The 17090-nt window shown below is 65.3% G+C and carries 18 protein-coding genes and 1 other annotated feature; of the genes, 7 read left to right on the forward strand and 11 right to left on the reverse strand.

Annotation, left to right across the window (positions count from 1 at the left end):
* Positions 1-302 precede the first annotated feature (302 nt).
* Genes ACFVY3_RS16185 through ACFVY3_RS16195 form a run of 3 tightly spaced genes read right to left on the reverse strand, consistent with a single transcriptional unit; the run spans position 303 to position 3273 of the window.
* A complete protein-coding gene (locus tag ACFVY3_RS16185) occupies positions 303-935 on the reverse strand; it encodes a lactate utilization protein C (protein WP_400160497.1) in 633 nt (210 codons plus the stop codon).
* A complete protein-coding gene (locus ACFVY3_RS16190) occupies positions 932-2473 on the reverse strand; it encodes a LutB/LldF family L-lactate oxidation iron-sulfur protein (protein WP_400160498.1) in 1542 nt (513 codons plus the stop codon). The genes ACFVY3_RS16185 and ACFVY3_RS16190 overlap by 4 nt, the downstream gene beginning before the upstream one ends.
* The gene (locus ACFVY3_RS16195) at positions 2470-3273 is read right to left on the reverse strand and encodes a (Fe-S)-binding protein (protein ID WP_400160499.1); all 804 of its coding nucleotides are present in this window, start codon (positions 3271-3273) and stop codon (positions 2470-2472) included. Before ACFVY3_RS16195 ends, ACFVY3_RS16190 begins: the two co-directional genes overlap by 4 nt.
* Before the next feature lie 189 nt (positions 3274-3462).
* Between ACFVY3_RS16195 and ACFVY3_RS16200 the strand changes: the two genes are divergently transcribed.
* Entirely contained in the window at positions 3463-5202 is a 1740-nt protein-coding gene (locus ACFVY3_RS16200; protein WP_400160500.1) for an L-lactate permease, read from the forward strand.
* Positions 5203-5274: 72 nt separating this feature from the next.
* Positions 5275-6018 (forward strand): FadR/GntR family transcriptional regulator, encoded by a 744-nt coding sequence (locus ACFVY3_RS16205; RefSeq protein WP_400160501.1) that lies wholly within the window; start codon positions 5275-5277, stop codon positions 6016-6018.
* Between the two features lie 42 nt (positions 6019-6060).
* Here ACFVY3_RS16205 and ACFVY3_RS16210 read toward each other — a convergent pair whose 3' ends face one another.
* The 7 genes from ACFVY3_RS16210 to ACFVY3_RS16240 all read right to left on the reverse strand — a co-directional run bounded on the left by ACFVY3_RS16210 (position 6061) and on the right by ACFVY3_RS16240 (position 12214).
* On the reverse strand, positions 6061-6267 hold the full coding sequence (locus ACFVY3_RS16210; RefSeq protein ID WP_400160502.1) for a hypothetical protein: 207 nt from the start codon (positions 6265-6267) through the stop codon (positions 6061-6063).
* 394 nt (positions 6268-6661) lie between these two features.
* Positions 6662-7411: a hypothetical protein gene (locus ACFVY3_RS16215; protein ID WP_400160503.1), complete on the reverse strand. Its 750-nt coding sequence runs from the start codon at positions 7409-7411 to the stop codon at positions 6662-6664.
* Positions 7412-7420: 9 nt separating this feature from the next.
* The gene (locus ACFVY3_RS16220; RefSeq protein ID WP_400160504.1) at positions 7421-9007 is read right to left on the reverse strand and encodes a relaxase/mobilization nuclease domain-containing protein; all 1587 of its coding nucleotides are present in this window, start codon (positions 9005-9007) and stop codon (positions 7421-7423) included.
* A 116-nt stretch (positions 9008-9123) separates the two neighbouring features.
* Complete coding sequence (locus ACFVY3_RS16225; protein ID WP_400160505.1) at positions 9124-10290, reverse strand: YihY/virulence factor BrkB family protein; 1167 nt, start codon at positions 10288-10290, stop codon at positions 9124-9126.
* Between the two features lie 81 nt (positions 10291-10371).
* A complete protein-coding gene (locus ACFVY3_RS16230) occupies positions 10372-10968 on the reverse strand; it encodes a DUF3618 domain-containing protein (protein ID WP_400160506.1) in 597 nt (198 codons plus the stop codon).
* A 14-nt stretch (positions 10969-10982) separates the two neighbouring features.
* On the reverse strand, positions 10983-11408 hold the full coding sequence (locus tag ACFVY3_RS16235) for a phage holin family protein (RefSeq protein ID WP_400160507.1): 426 nt from the start codon (positions 11406-11408) through the stop codon (positions 10983-10985).
* Entirely contained in the window at positions 11405-12214 is an 810-nt protein-coding gene (locus ACFVY3_RS16240; protein ID WP_400160508.1) for a hypothetical protein, read from the reverse strand. Before ACFVY3_RS16240 ends, ACFVY3_RS16235 begins: the two co-directional genes overlap by 4 nt.
* Before the next feature lie 251 nt (positions 12215-12465).
* On the opposite strand from ACFVY3_RS16240, the gene ACFVY3_RS16245 reads away from it, so the two are divergent.
* The 5 genes from ACFVY3_RS16245 (at position 12466) to ACFVY3_RS16265 (ending at position 15756) form a co-directional block, all read left to right on the forward strand.
* Positions 12466-13269 carry a DUF2382 domain-containing protein gene (locus tag ACFVY3_RS16245; protein ID WP_400160509.1) on the forward strand — a complete coding sequence of 268 codons (804 nt, stop codon included), beginning with the start codon at positions 12466-12468 and terminating at the stop codon, positions 13267-13269.
* A 93-nt stretch (positions 13270-13362) separates the two neighbouring features.
* A complete protein-coding gene (locus tag ACFVY3_RS16250; RefSeq protein WP_400160510.1) occupies positions 13363-13812 on the forward strand; it encodes a MarR family winged helix-turn-helix transcriptional regulator in 450 nt (149 codons plus the stop codon).
* 360 nt (positions 13813-14172) lie between these two features.
* Positions 14173-14373 carry a hypothetical protein gene (locus ACFVY3_RS16255; protein ID WP_400160511.1) on the forward strand — a complete coding sequence of 67 codons (201 nt, stop codon included), beginning with the start codon at positions 14173-14175 and terminating at the stop codon, positions 14371-14373.
* Between the two features lie 340 nt (positions 14374-14713).
* Complete coding sequence (locus ACFVY3_RS16260) at positions 14714-15028, forward strand: transposase (protein WP_400160512.1); 315 nt, start codon at positions 14714-14716, stop codon at positions 15026-15028.
* Positions 14983-15117, forward strand: a sequence feature (AL1L pseudoknot). It overlaps the preceding gene by 46 nt.
* Positions 15046-15756: an IS3 family transposase gene (locus ACFVY3_RS16265; RefSeq protein WP_400160559.1), complete on the forward strand. Its 711-nt coding sequence runs from the start codon at positions 15046-15048 to the stop codon at positions 15754-15756. Its footprint overlaps the feature before it by 72 nt.
* Here the strand turns inward: ACFVY3_RS16265 and ACFVY3_RS16270 are convergent.
* Entirely contained in the window at positions 15653-17050 is a 1398-nt protein-coding gene (locus tag ACFVY3_RS16270) for an IS30 family transposase (protein WP_400160513.1), read from the reverse strand. The two genes, ACFVY3_RS16265 and ACFVY3_RS16270, sit on opposite strands and share 104 nt — an antisense overlap.
* Positions 17051-17090 lie beyond the last annotated feature (40 nt).

Genomic DNA, 17090 nt, shown 5'->3' on the forward strand with positions numbered 1-17090 from the left:
AGGACCCGATGGGCCGTGCGTTGGAAGCCCGCTTTGAACGCCTTCGCCATCACCTTCAGCGACCGATTCCCGGCAGCTGAAAACTACTAAAGGAAACCGCCGGATACACCGTTAATGAGATAGTCCCGCGTCGACGAGCCCCTTGCGGACGAGTGCGCCGTCTTTCCTGATTTCCACGAATGCTCCCAGGAGGTGCTTCCAGTCGTCCTGGCGGTAGTGGGTCATGGGCGTTCCTTTTCGTTCAGCGGTGAGGACGCAGTTGTGTTCCGGGGTCCCTGAACTTTCAGCGGCGGCCCGCCGGTTCAGCGGGCGATGATGACGTCGAGCTTCCGGGGCCCGTGGACGCCCTCGACGCGTTCGAGTTCGATGTCGCTGGTGGCGCTGGGGCCGCTGATCATGGTGAGCGGGCGGGTGCCGTCGATCCGGCGGAGGGCGTCGGGAAGGATGCCGGCGATGTCGGCGGCCTGCACAATGCAGATGTGGTGGTCCGGGATGAGGCTGATTGCGCGGCGGCCCTGGTTGGGGCTGCCGTCCAGGATGATGGTGCCGGTTTCGGCGACGGAGACGGCGCTGCCGGTGACGACCGCGTCAATGCCGTCGAGTTCAGAGACGCTCAGCGGTGTGGCGGCGGAATCGGTGCGGCGCCGGCTGTCGCGGTCAAGTTCGAGGTGGGTCAGCCAGCCGGTGTCGAACCCGGCGGGAACGACGTAGCTCCGGGCATCGGCGAGGAGTTCCGCGATTTGTGCCGGCACGTCGGCGGCGTCAACCACCGCCACCTGCGCTTTGTAGTCAATAAGGCGGTCCTCCAGGAGCTCGATCAGCGCTGCCTGGTCCAGCCCGGACGTTGACCGGTACAGCCGCGGAACCGGGGGTGCCTCGGGGTTGTCCTGCAGGGCTGTGCGGATCCGGCCGAGAATGTCCTCGCGTGCGCTCATGGCTGGGATTCCTTGTTCTGTGCGGGTGTCTCCTGGGCCACGAAGGGGCCGCCGGCGGAGTCTAGTCTCTGGTGTTGTTTGGCCCACCAGTCGCGGAACGACTGGGAGGGCGGCGCCGGGATGTCCCTGCTTTGCGTCCACCCGGCGGCGATGCCGGGCAGTTTTTTGATCTTCTTGTCGGGGCCTGCGGCGAGGCGTCCCAGCGGCAGCCCCTTTTCGAGCAGTCCGAGCCGTTTGCCGGAGGACAGCGCCCAGGATGCGGCCTTCATGCCCGCGTCCATCTGGGTGGGGAGCTTCTTCTTCCCGCGTTGGCTGTCCACATCGACGCTGCGCAGGTGGACCAGGATGTCGGGGATGTTGATTTTCACCGGGCAGGCGTCATAGCAGGCCCCGCACAGCGAGGACGCGTAGGGCAGCGAGTTGTTCTCTTCCGCCTGGATGCCGGTCATCAGCGGGGAGAGAATGGCGCCGATCGGGCCGGGATAGGTGGAGCCGTAGGCGTGCCCGCCGGTGCGCTCGTAGACGGGGCAGACGTTCATGCACGCGCTGCACCGGATGCAGTGCAGGGCGGAGCGCCCCATTTCGTCTGCCAGGGCGGCGCTGCGGCCGTTGTCCAGCAGGACCAGGTGCATGTTCTGCGGCCCGTCGCCTTCCGTGACGCCGGTCCAGAGCGAGGTGTAGGGGTTCATCCGCTCGCCGGTGGAGGAGCGCGGGAGCAGCTGCATGAACACTTCGAGGTCCTGCCAGGTGGGCAGTAGCTTCTCCACACCCATCACGGTGATGAGGGTCTCCGGCAGGGTCAGGCACATTCGGCCGTTGCCTTCGGATTCGACGACGGCGAGGGTGCCGGAGTCGGCGAGGGCGAAGTTGGCGCCGGAGACGGCCACCTTGGCGGTGAGGAATTTGCGCCGCAGGTGTGACCGGGCGGCCGCGGCGAGGCGGGCCGGTTCGTTGGTGAGGTCCGGGTCCACGCCTTCCATTTCGCGCAGGAAGATGTCGCGGACCTCGGTGCGGTTTTTGTGGATGGCCGGGACCAGGATGTGGCTGGGCTTGTCGTGGTCCAGCTGGACGATCAGCTCCGCGAGGTCCGTCTCGAAGGCGGCGATTCCCTGCTCTTCGAGGTATTCGTTGAGGCCGATTTCCTGCGTCGCCATGGACTTGACCTTGACGACGTCGGTTTCCCCGGTGTCCCGGATCAGTCCGGCGACGATGGCGTTGGCTTCGTCCGCGTCGCGGGCCCAGTGGACGACGCCGCCGCGTGCCGTGAAGTTCGCCTCGAACTGTTCCAGGAGTTCGGGCAGCCGGGCCATCACGGATTCCTTGACGGCGGATCCGGCGTCGCGCAGCTGTTCCCAGTCGGGCAGCTCGGAGACCATTTTCAGCCGCTTGTCACGGATGGTGTGGGTGGCGTGGCCGAGGTTGGCGCGAAGCTGGGCGTTGCCGAGCTCACGGTGTGCCGCCTTCGGGAAGGACTGGGACGCGTGCAGGTTGCCCGTGCCGTAAGCGGGCAGGGCGGGCATGCCGAGGAAGGTGCTCATCGTGTGGCCTTTCCGGTGGAGACGAGGACGTCGCCGGTGACGGCCGCGGGGGCTTCTTCGGTGCTGGCGAGGATTTCGGCAAGGTGGAGGGTAGTGACGGCGCTGCCCTGGCGGGACAGACCGCCGCCAATGTGCATGAGGCAGGACGCGTCCCCGCCGGCGCACAGTGTGGCGCCGGTGGCAGTGATGTTGGCCGTCTTGTCCTCAAGCATCGCGGAGGAGACATCAGCGTTCTTCATCGAAAACGTGCCGCCGAAGCCGCAGCACTGGTCAGCTTCGGGCAGTTCCGCCAGGTCGATTCCCTTCACGCTGGCCAGCAGCCGGGACTGCCGGTCCCCAAGCCGGAGCAGGCGCATGCCGTGGCAGCTGGGGTGGTACGTGACGCGGTGCGGGAAATACGAGCCGAGCTGGGCGCCGGCGTCGGTCACCCCCAGGACGTCGACCAGCAGTTCGGAGAGTTCGTACGTCTTGGCGCCGACGGCGTTGGCACGGGCTTCCAGGGATTTGTCGCCGCAGGAGCGGGCCACCATGGGATGCTGGTGCTTGACGGAGGCGACGCAGGATCCCGAAGGTGCGACGGCGACGTCGTAATCCCCGGTGTCGAAGGCCGCGACGTGGTTGGCCACCACCGGAACCGCTTCTTTGAGGTACCCGCTGTTGACGTGCATCTGCCCGCAGCAGGCCTGCCCGGCGGGGAACAGCACTTCGTGTCCCAGCCGCTCCAGAATCTTCACGGTGGCCTGGGCCGTGGCCGGATACATCGCATCCACAATGCACGTGGCGAATAAGGCGATTCTCATGACAGCCCTTTCGAGGAGCCTAGGATGATGTGGTCTGACCATAGTAAAGCACGTGACGCCCGCCACCTTCAAACACTTTTATAAAGTGAACCCGGTCACACGCAATGGCAAACTATGCGCTACACTCTGATGGTCCGACCACAGTGGTCCGACCATAGACCCGTCGTCTCTCAACGTGGAGGAACTCGCGTGGACACTTTCACTCCCAGCACCGACCCGGTGCTTAACAGCGTCATGTGGTCGGCCCTAGTGGCCCTGCTGCCGCTCCTGACCTTCTTTATCCTGCTCGCCGTCGTCAAGACCAGGGCCCATGTCGCGGGGGCGTTCGCCCTCCTGGTGGCGCTCGTCGTGGGCATCGTGGCCTTCCAGATGCCGGCCGGCCTGGCGCTTCTCTCCGCAACCCAGGGCGGGGTTTTCGGCGCCTTCCCCGTTCTGTGGATCGTGATCATGGCCGTCTGGCTCTATCAGGTAACGGTGCTGAGCGGACGCTTCGAGGACCTGCGCCGGGTGTTCGACGTGATCGGCAAGGGTGATGTGCGCCTGCAGGCCGTGCTGATTGCGTTCTGCTTCGGCGGGCTGCTTGAGGCCCTGGCAGGTTTCGGCGCACCAGTAGCCATCACCGCCACGATGCTGCTCGCGCTCGGCCTGCCGCCACTGCGCGCCGCCGCGGCCGTCCTGGTTGCCAACACCGCACCAGTCGCGTTCGGCGCCATGGCCATCCCGGTCACCACCGCCGCCGGCCTCACCGGACTGCACGCGACGGACATCGCCTCCATCGTGGGGCGCCAAGCGCCGCTGCTGGCGACCATCGTGCCGCTGATCCTGCTCTTCATCCTCGACGGCCGCAAGGGCATCAAGGATTGCTGGCCCGCCGCGCTGGTGGTCGGCCTCTCGTTCGCCATCGCGCAGTTCCTGTGCTCGAACTACTTCTCCTACGAGCTCACCGACATCGTCGCCTCCCTCGCCGGCCTCGGCGCGGCCGTCCTCTTCTTCCGCGTCTGGACCCCCAAGGGCAGCGTTGCCGCCCGCGAACGTCTCGGCGTTGCCACTAATGCGGACGCGAAAAAGACAGTCGCCGCCGCAGGGGGCAGCTCACGCAGGGCGGCGGCAGTCGCCACCGCCGAGGCTGCCGAAGACCGTTTGACCCCGACCCGCACCTGGCTCGCCCTCTTCCCGTACTTCCTCGTGATCGTCGTCTTCGGCATCGCGAAGCTGTGGAAACTGGGCGTGAACGTGCCCGCATTCCTCGCCTCCACCGATGTGAAGATCCCGTGGCCGATCCTCCACGACGCGCTGGTCGACGCCGCTGGGAAGCCCGTGTCCTCCACCGTCTACTCGTTCCAGTGGCTCTCCACCCCCGGCACCCTGCTGCTGATCACCGGCCTGATCGTGGCGTTTGTGTATTCGAAGTACAACGAGGCCGGCCGCTACAGCATCACGGTGGGGGACGCCGTCAAGGAGATCGGGCGCACCACCTACCGGATGCGCTGGGCAGGGCTGACCATCATCACCGTCCTGGCACTCGCGTACGTCATGAACTTCTCCGGGCAGACTGTCTCCATCGGCACCTGGCTGGCCGGCACCGGAGCCTTCTTCGCATTCCTCTCCCCGGTACTGGGCTGGATCGGCACCGCCGTCACCGGTTCCGACACGTCCGCCAATGCGCTGTTCGCCAAGCTGCAGCAGACGGCCGGGCTGAAGGCAGGCATTGACCCGAACCTCCTGGTGGCCGGCAACACCTCCGGCGGCGTGGTGGGCAAGTTGATCAGCCCCCAGAACCTCGCCATTGCGGCGTCCGCGGTCAGCCTGGAAGGCCATGAATCGGTGATCCTGCGTAAAGTAGTCGGATGGAGCGTGGCTCTGCTGCTGGTGCTTTGCACCCTGTCCTACCTCCAGTCCACCCCGATCCTTGGCTGGATGCTGCCTTAGCGTCCGCCGCGCCGCTACGGGGAGTGCGGACCAGCGTCCGGCCCGCACTCCCGCTACTCGAAGGAAGTGCCCGTGACAGCCGCCGAAGCAGGAGCAAACCCCCGCCGCCGCACCCACGACGCGCTCCTGCAGGACATTGAAGCGGACCTCCGCTCAGGCAAGATCAAACTCGGGGACCGGCTTCCCGGTGAACGCACGCTGGCCGAAACCTACGGGATCTCCCGCTCGTCAGTGCGGGAGGCCATCCGGGTTCTTGACGCCATGGGGGTGCTGCGCAGCTCGGTGGGATCCGGGCCCACCTCGGGGGCCATCGTCGTCTCCGATCCCTCGGCCGGCCTGTCATCGGCCCTACGACTGCACGTCGCCAGCAGCCGGCTTCCCGTCGAGGACATTGTGCAGACCCGCATCCTGCTCGAAACCTGGACGGCCACCGCGGGGGCGGCCCGGCCCGGTGGCGAGGATGAGCTTGCGGAGGCAGCCAGGCTGCTCCAGGCCATGGATGATCCCGGCATTGACCGGGCCACCTTCCACGAACTCGACGCGCGCTTCCATGTGACGCTCAGCTCCCTGGCCGGAAACGCCGTGGTGGCCACCATGATGGAATCCCTCAGCGGCGCGATCGTCGGCTACGTCAAGGGAGCGATGGACGCCATGGATGCGTGGCCCGACGTCGTCTGCGTGCTCCGGGCCCAGCACCACGGCATCTTCGACGCCGTCAAGGCACGCGACGGCCAACTCGCGGCCCGGCTCCTGCGCGAACACATCGAATGGTTCTACACCCGGGCGCACGAAGTCACGGCCCAGCCCGCCGCCTGAATCTCGCACTAGTCGGGCGCAAGAAGATGACCCGACCCGTCGTTACCGTTTATCTCGGCTCTCGAATTCTTCGTCAAGTTCGTACCGCCGGAACTCTGTTTCCGGATTGGGCTCGCCCTCGGCCACGATCTCGTGGTCAAACTGGCGTTGGATCTGGCTGTCGAGCACCTGTAAGTCCTGGTCTGAGACCTGCTCCAGATGCAACGGGAATGACTCTTCCGGGGTCAGATGGAAATTGTCCCTCGTCATGGTGATCCACCCTTTTACATCAGGCTCTGGGGCTCCGGTGCTGCCAAACAAGTCTAAACTCGGCAGCCACTGTTCAGGTACTCGATTCGGAATGTGTCCTCAGGCGTACAGAAGAGGCTGCCGTGCGCTGTCACGAGCCGGCTCGGCGGCCCATGGCTGCTTCGAAATCGAGCGGGATAGCCTTACGTCCTTGACCTGATTCCGTTCGGCATCGCCGTCCTGCGCAGACGTCATGGGCGCAGTGGCGCACCCGAGGAGTGGAGGACGCGATACCGACCCGACCAAAGCAAGCCGGAGGTGGCTGCCCACTTGACGGGCTGGGGCGAACAGAGGGTTAGCACGGGACGACGTGGACCGTGGCGTCCATTCAAAGAAGGCTTGGCAGAATCGAGATTCAGCGTTCAAGTCCCCCGCGTTCCATAGGCCGGCCTTTGCCGCCCAGCTCAGCCGTTCTTGATGTCCTGGCCAATGAGGGTTTCTGCGCAACAGCAGCCGAGGGGTGGGTGCCCTGGTGCTTGTCTGCCAGGAGCCGAGAAATAACTGCTTCGCGGTCCCCTCTACCTCCCAGACTTTCGGCCAACTGCTGGCGCCGTTCTGCCGTGTCCCAAGCCGGTTCGCTTTTGCCGGCCCGGTCCTGGCGGTTTGCTGCTGCTACTGCTGCGCCGGCCACCACTTTATCGGCGCGCGCCGCCGCTCTTTTGGTCCGTTCACTTTCGGCCTCGGATCTGGCTTGCTGTGCGCGGGCCAGCGCCGCAGACACGGAGGCCTCGTCCGCTCCGGTGTTATTCACGTCGATGCCGTAACGGCTCTGGACCTGGTCGCTGATTTTCCCGGCCGCCTGCGCAGCTACGGGGTCAAACGGCTTCCATGCGGTGGCGGTTTCATGGACCCGTTCGATCATTGCGGGGGTGGCCTTGTCCCACCAGTCATCGCGGGAGACCGGTGCCAGCTGGGCCCGGGCGGTAGCCCGCTGGGCGTCGAAGCGTTCCTGCAGCTCACGGGCGCGGTGTTCCTCCACTGTGGCGATGGTGCGTTGCTCTTCTTCCCGCATTCGTGCCAGTTGTTCTCCGACGCGCGCGGCGACCATCAGCCCGGTACGCATCGCCCCGTCCACCGCGTCGTCCATTCCGTCTGCTTCGCTCATGCTCGTCCCCTATCGCTCGATGCCTGGATTCTTCTGCGGGTGAGTCTCTTCGGTCCGTGGTTGCGTTCCCTGCAGCTGCTGCGCCGCATCTGGTCGAGTCAGAACGGGAGGCAGCGGTGAGCCGCCTCGTGAACGTTCGACCAGGAGCCTTGATTTGAGGGCTTCTTCTGACGCTTCCGGGTGCTGATGGCGCAGCGTCTCCATCGACATCGGCTGTTCCGTGTGTGTCTGTACGGTGAGTGTCTGTGCGGTGGCGCTGGCTTCGACGACCCTGCTGGCCGCTCGGACGGCCGTGGAAAGTCCCCGGACCCGGCGCAGATCGTCCGTGGCCTGGTGCATGTCATGGATCGCCCGGGCCGTCTGGGCGAGCTGCCGGAACAGGAGGGCGTACGCCGCACGGTCGCTCTTGGAGGTCACGGCCAGGAGGATCATCGCCGCCCCGCGCGCCGACGGCAGGGACACTGCCGGGCGTGCCGGGTAGCGGCGCAGCTGGGCGGACTTGGCGAGTTCCCGGGCGGCGTCTGCGAGCGGTCCCGGCGTAGGTTCGATCCGCTTGGACCATGCACCAAACGCCGCCGATGCCTCGCGGGCTGCCTGCGCCCAGGCGGCGTGATCATCGTTGGCGGTGGCGGCCAGTTTCTCCCGGAGGGAACTGACATCGTTGGCGTACTTGCTCCACAGCTCCGCAGATGGTTGCAGCGTCTCCCGGCCGGGGCTTACCGGCCGGCGGTTGCGCGCCGCAGCGTTCCATTCCGCGACAGCGGAAGTAGCTGACTCAGGGGTGCTCTCCCACTCTGCCCGAAGCTTGGGCAAGGCCAGGTCACGGCCCAACGAGTTTCCGCCGAACCAGACAGCCCGTTCGCCCTTGCGGGGGCGTTCGGCCACGGAGTAGCCGGTCACGACGTCGGTACGCCCGGCCGCGTAGCGGGGCCGGACGAGCATGTCCTCCTGGCGTGCGCGGCGGACGAACTCTGCCTCATCAACCGATGCTGCGGCGCAGACGCGCACCTTGCGGGCGAGGCTGTGGCGCTCAACTTCGGGGAGGTTCTGGCGCACGGCCTTGGCCTGTTCGGCTGGCGTGAATCCGCGCTCGGCGCGCAGGGTCCCGACGACGTTCAGCGCGTACTTCTTCTCCAGTGCCCTGGCAGCCTGCTGGGACTTGTACTTGCTCTTCCAGCCGTTCCATTTGGTGCCGTCGTCCCGGACCATGGACGCCACGATGTGGATGTGGTCGTTGCCGTTCTTGCTCAGTCCGTGACGTACCGCGACCCACCGGGAAGGAGCCCTGCCGCGGTCCTCGGTGAAGTCCATTTCCTTCATGAAGTCGTTCGCGATTTCACCCCAGCGTTCATCGCTGAGCTGGCCTTCTTCGGCGGCCAGGCTGAGGGAGCAGTGGAAGACGTGTCTGCCGTCGACGTCGGTTCCGTAGAACTGCCGGGCCCGGTCGAGTGCGTTGGCAATATCGAGGGCAGCGTCGCGGTTCAGCTCGTTATCGTCGTGCCAGGCCATGAGTGCCGAATCGCCCGCGACGAGGTGCGGCTCCTCGTGTTCGTTGGCCCGCCCCGGCCCGGCAAGGTAGATCATCAGACCCGCCATGCGGTCGCCTTGGGTGATGTTGGCTGGCCTGGGCGCCGGCTGCAAGGGTGATAGACGCGTGGCCTTCCCGTGCCCCCGCTGTGTCCGCTCGCACTCCGCGTAGGCGGGCTTCGCGTTCAGGGGCGATCCATTCTGCTGGCGCCGCTGGACGAGAGGCCGCCTCCCGGCAGCGGCTGGTTCTCGTCGTTGTCGGCGCGCTCCCCGCGCAGTTCACGTCCCCGCCGAATGTCCTCTTCTTCCTTGGCCTGCAGCTTGTCGCTCTTCTTCGTGCCCAGCGGCGGAAGCTGGATGGTCTCCTCGGCTTCGATGCCGGCCTGGAGCTCGCGTCCGCGCTCGGTCTCGGCGTCGAACTCGGCACCGAACAGCAGCGACATGTTCAGGATCCACAGCCACAGCAGCGCGATGAGGATGCCGCCGATCGCGCCGTAGGTCTTGTTGTAGCTGCTGAAGTTGGCCACGTAGAACCCGAAGGCCACCGAAGCGAGCAGGAAGATCAACAGGGCGATGGCCGAGCCCATGCTCATCCAGCGGAACTTCGGCTGCTTCACGTTCGGGGTGGCGTAGTAGAGAATGGCGATCGCCACGATGATCAGCACCAGCATCACCGGCCACTTGGCAATGTTCCAGACGGCCAGGAACGCGCCGCCCAGGCCGATCACGTTGCCGACCTGTTCGGCCACTGTGCCGCTGAGGACCAGCATCGCGGCGAGGATGACGACGATCAGCAGGTTGACCACGGTGACGCCCAGCATGGTGCCGCGCAGCTTGAGGAAGGGCCGGCCCTCATCGGTCTCGTAGACGCGGTTCATGGCCCGGCCGAAGGCGCCCACGTAGCCGGAGGCGGACCAGAGCGCGGTCAGCAGGCCGAAGACGAACGTCAGTCCCGCGGCCGAGGAGCTGGTCAGCTCCTGGATCAGCGGGCGGATGGTGTCCACCGTCTGACCGGGCGCGATCCCCTGGACAATGTCCAGCAGCGCCGAGGTGGTCTTCTGCGCGTCGCCGAACAGGCCGAGCAGGGACACCAGGGCCAGCAGGGCCGGGAAGATGGACAGCACGGAGTAGTAGGTCAGCGATGCCGCCAGGTCCGGGCACTGGTCCTTGGTGAACTCGCGCAGGGTTTTCCGGGCGATGTACTTCCAGGTGGGCTTGGTGACTTCGGTGGGGCGTTCCGGCTTGCGGGAATCGTCCGGCGCGGGGGAGGTGCGCGCTTTGGCGGTGCTGCTCGTTGCGGTTTCGGCGTCGTCCATGGAGCCAGTGTCCGCCTGTGTGAGGTTCTTGGCCATCGGGATCTTCTTTCGTGGTTAAGCGCAGCGGCCGGCTGCCCGCCGCGTCAGCGAGGGCAGCCGGCCGTCTTCCGGGACAGGCTAGGCCTGCTGGACGTTGTCCTTGGCGTCGGCGGCGCGGCCCTTGACGTCGTCGACGGCCGTCTGGCCCTCGCCCTTGACGTTCTGGGCGGCGTCGGTGGCGGTGGCCTTGACGTTCTCCATCGCCGCCTGTGCGGGCTCCTTGAGCCCCTGGGCGACGTTCTGCGCCGCCTCGGTCAGCTCGGTGGTGAGCGGCTCGGCGGCCGACTTCAGTGCGTCGGCTGCCTCGCGTTCCTTCTGGCTGGCCGGGATCAGGGAGGACACCAGCAGTCCTGCGCCGAAGGCGATCAGGCCGGCGGCGAGCGGGCTGCCCTGGGCCTTGGCTTTGACCTGGTTCGGGGCGTCCGCCACGGCGGAGCCTGCATCGCTGAAGTGCGAGGCGGCGCTGCCGCCTGCGGACTGGACGTTGCCGGCGGTGTGGTCGGCTGCTCCCATGACCTTCTCCTTCACTCCGAAGACTGCGTCTTTTACTTTGTCGGTCTGGCGCTGGACGATGTGCGACGGAGTGACCTTGTCGGCCACGGCGTCGACGTTGGTTCCAAGCCGGGCGCGGGTTGCTTCAATGTCGGCACGGATGACATCCGGGTTTTCACTCATTGTTTTTCCTCGCTTTAGTGGCTGGGCTTGAGGGTCGGGGGGATTTCCTGAATCGTCTCGGCGGTCTGGGGCAGGCCCTTGATCGCTTTGAGTTCCTTGCGGCCGATCGAGGCCAGGACGGCACCGATGATGCCCCAGATGATCGCGACGATGACCGCGGACCAGCCAAAGCCGGTCCACTCCTCACCGATGCCCCACCAGAGTGCGAGGGAGAGGAACAGCAGGACGAAGTGGCCCGCGACGCCGGCGCCGGCCAGCATGCCGCCGCCCTTGCCGGCCCGGCTGGTGGTCTGCTTCAGTTCGGCCTTCGCGAGTTCCACTTCCTGACGCATCAGGGTGGACATGTCGCGGGTGACGTCACCGAGCAGTTCGCCCAGGGAACTCGTTTCGGCCTTCACCTGAGCGGTGCTGGGCGATGGCTCCGGTATCTGGTGGCTCACAGCTGGCCGTCCTCCCGGCTCGGAAACGGAACATCGTCCCGGAGGCTGGCGTCGACTGCGGTCCCGGACGGCAGTGTTCGGGTCGACACAGGACCCGACGTGCCGGGCAGGACCGGCTCGTCGAAGAACCGGTCGCCTGAGCCGGCCGCGATCACCGTCTCCTGCTGAACGGGGGTCGTTGCCCGTTGGGCGGGGGGCGTTGCCGACGACGGGAGTCGAGTGGGCTTCGATGGTGCCTGCTCCGTGTCCGGGGCTCCGGCCTGCAGGCTGCGTCCCAGACGTCCGGCAAGGATGCCCGCGCCGGCGGCGGCGAGCAGGAAAGTTCCGGGACGCTGGCGGGCGAAGGACTTGACCTCGTTCAGCAACGAACCGGGATCGCGGTTCTCAAGCCAGGTCGCGACCGAGGCGGAACGCTCCGCCGCCTGGCGGATCAGGTCGCTGGCGACACCCGGCTGGTCCGAGGCGTTGGCCATGGTGTGCAGTTCGCTGGAGATCGAGTGCAGGCCCTCGGCCGCCTTCTGCTGCTGCGTACCGGCCTGGGCGGTAAGGTCCGTCCGGGCCTGGTGCAGCAGGTCCTTGGCGTTGCTCTTGACCTCACCGGCAACGTTAGCGGCTTCAGTCTTGGCCGTCTCGGCGACATTCTGGGCGGAATCAGCGGCCTGCGCCTTAACGTCCGCGGCCGCGTCTTTCGCTGCTTCCTTCTTCGACGAGGAACCCTCCGTGTCGGCTGTGGTGACTGACCCGGTGCCCGGGTAAGCCTCCATGGACGTCGTTGGAGCCGTCTGGGCCCATTCATTCTCTGTCATCGTTGCTCTCTTTCAGGAAGGGCCCGCCGGCAAATCGGGAACCTGCGGCGCCGGATGAATTAGTAAGCACGGTTACTACCCAAATACTAAGCACACTTTGCATTCGTTTCGCAAGAGCCGATGCTCAGGCCGAAAAAAGATAGTAAGTAGGCTTGCCAAGCGCTTACTAAGCATGCTTATGGTGGAGTCATGCAGCGTTCCACTCGGACTTACTGCACCCCCCATAGCATCAAAGATCCAAAGGAGACCTCATGCTCGCCAAGGAACACATCGATGACCTGCTTCAGCGCAACGGAAACGTCGTTTCCAGCGATGGGAACAAGATCGGATCCATCGGCCAGGTCTACGCGGACGACAACAACGGCCAGCCCACTTGGGTCACGGCCAAGACCGGACTGTTCGGGACCTCGGAATCCTTCGTTCCGCTGGAAGGGGCCCGCATCGAAGGCAGCGACGTCGTCGTCCCCTACACCAAGGAACAGGTAAAGGACGCCCCCCGGGTGGACGTTGACGGTCACCTCGAGCCGACCGAGGAAGAACGGCTCTACTCCCACTACAACCTAGCCGGCGGCAACCAGACCTACACCGACGCGGCAGCGGCCCAGGACGCTGACTACCGGGATGCAGGCCAGCCAGATACCGGCCGAGGAACGGTAGGACGCGACACCTCGGGCCCCACCACCGATGATGCCATGACCCGTTCCGAGGAACGCCTGAACGTCGGCACCGAGAAGCAGGCCACCGGCCGGGTGCGGCTGCGCAAGTACGTCACGACCGAAAATGTCACCCAGACGGTCCCCGTGCAGCGCGAAGAGGTCCGCATCGAGCGCGAGCCCATCACGGATACCAACCGTGGCTCGGCACTGTCGGGCAAGGACATCAGCGAGGAAGAACACGAGGTCATCCTCCATGAAGAACGCCCCGTAGTTGAGAAGGAAACGGTCCCGGTCGAGCGCGTCCGCCTCGGCACGGAGACCGTGACCGATGAAGTCACCGTCAACGAGGAAGTCCGCAAGGAACACATCGAAACCGACGGCGACAACAAGCGCCGATAGCACTCCAGGGCAGGCCAGGGTCCCGGTTTAGGCGGGTTCCTGGCCTGCCCTCCCCTTAGTGATGTGTTCTGCAGGAATGGAAGGCCGTCATCGATGTCCCTCGACCCCCCGGCCCACGTCCGCGAAGGCTATCTCCTTCTCACCACGGCAGCCCGCCTGGTACAACGGCGTCTCGACGACGCACTCGCACCGCTGGGCCTCACCCGGGCGGGGGTGATCGCCCTTCGAACGCTGGCACCACACCCCATGAACCAGGAACAGCTCGCCGCAGTCATCCACGTGCAAAGCCAGACCCTGGGCCGCGTCCTGGCCCGCCTGGACAGGAGAGGCCTGATCACCAGGAAACGAGACCCGGACGACCGCCGTCAGTTCCAGGTCGAAATAACCGACGCCGGGGAAAGCGTCCTGCTAGCAGCCCGACGGGCTGAGAGCGCCGCCATTCCCGCAGATTTCGGCCAGTGGGACACCCTTCGGGACCAACTCTCCCAATTCGTGAAGTACTTCCAAGACACCCGACAAGCACCCGGTTCAACCCCCAGCTGATCGCCGTTTCGAGGCAGACCATCGGGGCGGCGACGACGCCATCCGGACCGAGCGCGCCCATCACGCCCCTGACCTGACTTCAATGGCGTCCCCGTCTCGAAACCCTTGGTTTCGAGACACTGAGGTCATGAGACGCAGGGATCCAGCTCAGGTAAGAGGATCTTCTATCGGGCGCGGTGCCACACCGTCTATGTGGTTGCCACAAGCGCCAGCTTGAACCCACCCGAGTTTGCGAGGTATGCGGGTAGTTATCGGGGCCGCGAGCACGGGATGACGTAGATGGATTTGCCTGATTTCAAGTAAAATACTCCAGTCGCGGGTGTCCGTTGGTGTGGAGTGCCGCTGTCGAAAGGTCAGGCTATGTCATCGAATCTGCGGATCACCCCTACGGATCCTTTCCCTGAGGATCTGGAAGAACTGAAAGACGAGAAGTTGCAGGTTCTCGACAGCCAGGTGCAACGTCAGTTGGACCATGAAGTCGTCGCCGACGGTGAGCCCAACCCGGAGACCGAGTTCCGCCACCAAGAGCTGGATGAAGAATTCGAGCGCCGCGACAACTAGACCGGCTGCAGGGGGCTGCGGACACTGGACGCAGCATTTGACGCGTCCCGTATACCGGGCCTGCAGAATTGATAGGCGAAGGTGCCCTAAACGCTTACACGCCGCGGCGTCTCATAACCCTAGGGATTCGAGACGGACTAGGTTATGAGCTGGGGAGCCGCTCCGCGGCGTTGGGGGCTTGAGAAAACGGCCTTGTGGCTGGCTTGGGTAGCGGCGGATGATTGGCGGTGCCGCGGTCGACGCCGCTGTGTCTTAGTGCTCAGAGCCTGTTTATGAGCATGGTGTGGAGTGAACCGTACCGGGTTTGATGCCGCTTCCTTTTTTGTGAAGGATGGCGATCATGCCCAAGCGATACCCCCAGGATCAGCGTGAGCGTGCCGTGCGGATGGTCCTGGACCACCTCAGTGAGTACGACTCCGTTTTCGCCGCCTGCTCCGCCATCGGACCCAAGCTGAACATCGGCAGGGAGTCCCTGCGCCGGTGGGTTCTCCAGGCCCAGATCGACGCCGACGAACGTCCCGGCGTCACCAGTGCCGAGCAGACCCGGATCAGGGAGCTGGAAAGTGAGAACCGGGAACTGCGGGAGGCCAACGAGATCCTGAAGAAAGCCTCGATTTTCTTCGCGAGGGAGCTCGACCCTCGCCGCCGCAAATAGCCGGATTCATCGACGAACTGCGTGCCGATGGCCACGGGGTCGAGCCGGCCTGCAAGGTCCTGCGTGAGCAGGGCGTTCAGGTCGCCCCGCGGACTTACCGGTCCTGGAAATCCAAAGCACCCGCTGCCCGGACTGTCACGGACGCTGCTATCGTCAACGCGCTGAAAGACACCGCAGAGAAACCCGAGTCCCTGTACGGACGGCGGAAAATGACAGCCTGGCTGCGCAGAGAGGGCCACGAAGTGGCCAGATGTACCGTCGACCGGCTCATGCGGGATGAAGCCATGAACGGCCTCGTCCGGGGCCGGAAACCCAAAGCCGTCGCGCCAGCGAAGGACTCCCAGCGGGCCCCGGATCTACTGAACAGGGACTTCACCGCGGCCCGGCCGAACGCCGTGTGGGTCACCGACTTCACCTATGTCAGAACGTGGGCCGGCTTTGCGTACGTGGCCTTCGCGATTGATGTCTTCTCCCGGGCGATCGTGGGGTGGCACGGCTCGACGATCAAGGACACGGACATGGTGCTCACCACCTTGAAGATGGCGCTCTGGCGCCGGGATCAGGCCGGAACGCCGGTCCCTGCTGGCATGGTTCATCACAGTGACGCCGGCTCCCAGGGCGTATTCAACCGGTCGAAGCAACAGTTGCTTTTGGGACTGAGCTTAGCTGGTCCGCGAAGGCTTCCGCTGGAGTGCGCCATCCTAGGACGCCGCGCGGCCGGTTGTTGATGATGTCGGCGACAGCTTGGATCTCTGGCGTGCTCCAGCGAGAGATGTCGGTGCCTTTCGGGAAGTACTGCCGAAGTATCCCGTTGAGATGTTCGTTGCTCCCGCGCTGCCACGGGCTCTTCGCGTCGGCAAAATAGACCGGCAACCCGATTTCCTGCGTCAGAAGGGCGTGCGCGGACATCTCCTTCCCACGGTCCCAGGTCAGGGAGCGTCGCAGGTCCGCCGGGAGCGGCTCGAAGGTCCGGACGAGTGCGTTTTTCATCGTGACCGCCCCGTAGCCAGCCAATGCAGGCCCATTCTTTGTCGGCTTGACCAGTCCGTAACCCTTCTGCCGAGGCAGATGGACGAGCATGGCGAAACGCGTCGTGCGGTCGATCAGAGTCGCGATCGCTGACCGGTTGAGACCAATGATGAGATCCCCCTCCCAATGGCCTGCGACTTTCCGCTCGTCGGCTTCGGAGGGTCTCTTCTTCAAGGTTGTGGCGTCGGTGACATGCGCCCAGGCTTGCTGGCGTGTTCGCGCCCGTGGCGTGCGTTTCGTGCGCCCTCGGCGCAGGTGCCACGCCTGCTGCCTTGTGAGTCCGCCTCTGCTCGGAACGTAAAGGGCTTGGTAGATCGCTTCGTGCGAGATCCGCATCGTTGGATCATCCGGGAACTCGACTGGTAGGCGTTTCGCGATCTGCTGAGGGCTCCACCCCCTCACCCATTCGCGGTCCTCCCGATGCGGCTTGTTCTTCCCGTCCCAGATCGGACCGACCGGGCCCAAACGTTCTCCTCCGCCCGATCTGACGTGTCCGCTGAGCTTGTCGTTGACGTAGTCGCGGAGGCCATCGTTCCTGATCAGCTTCGCGGTCTTGGGACGGCGGGATCGTCGTTCGGCGTGCCACTGCGCTGTCGACGCCTTGTAGTCCAAGCGATACGTTCTCGTCGACGCGTTCCGACGCAGCTCCCGCGAGATCGTAGACGGGCTTCGGCCCAGCCGCCGAGCAATCTCTCGCACCCCACAGTCCTGCGCACGCCACAATGCGATGTCCTCACGGTCGCTCGAGGACAGATAACGCCCGGACAGTGTCGGGGCCAGCTGAGGATTCACACCGCCAGCGTGCAGGAACCAGCGATGCGCGACGGGCTCTGACACGCCCGCCGCGACGCCGGCGTCCCGGGTCTTCGCACCGGAGGCGATCGCGACCCAGAACCGTACCCGGTCCTCGCGCCAGGCCACCGACGGCCGACCCGGTGAAGGGATCTGCCCTCGATACGCCCGTACCTGCTTCTGACGATTTCGAACCGACATCCAACACCTCCGTGATCAGGTGTTGCTTCGACCGGTTGAA

This window comes from Arthrobacter sp. BPSS-3 (genome assembly GCF_044628475.1).
Taxonomy (GTDB): Bacteria; Actinomycetota; Actinomycetes; order Actinomycetales; family Micrococcaceae; genus Arthrobacter.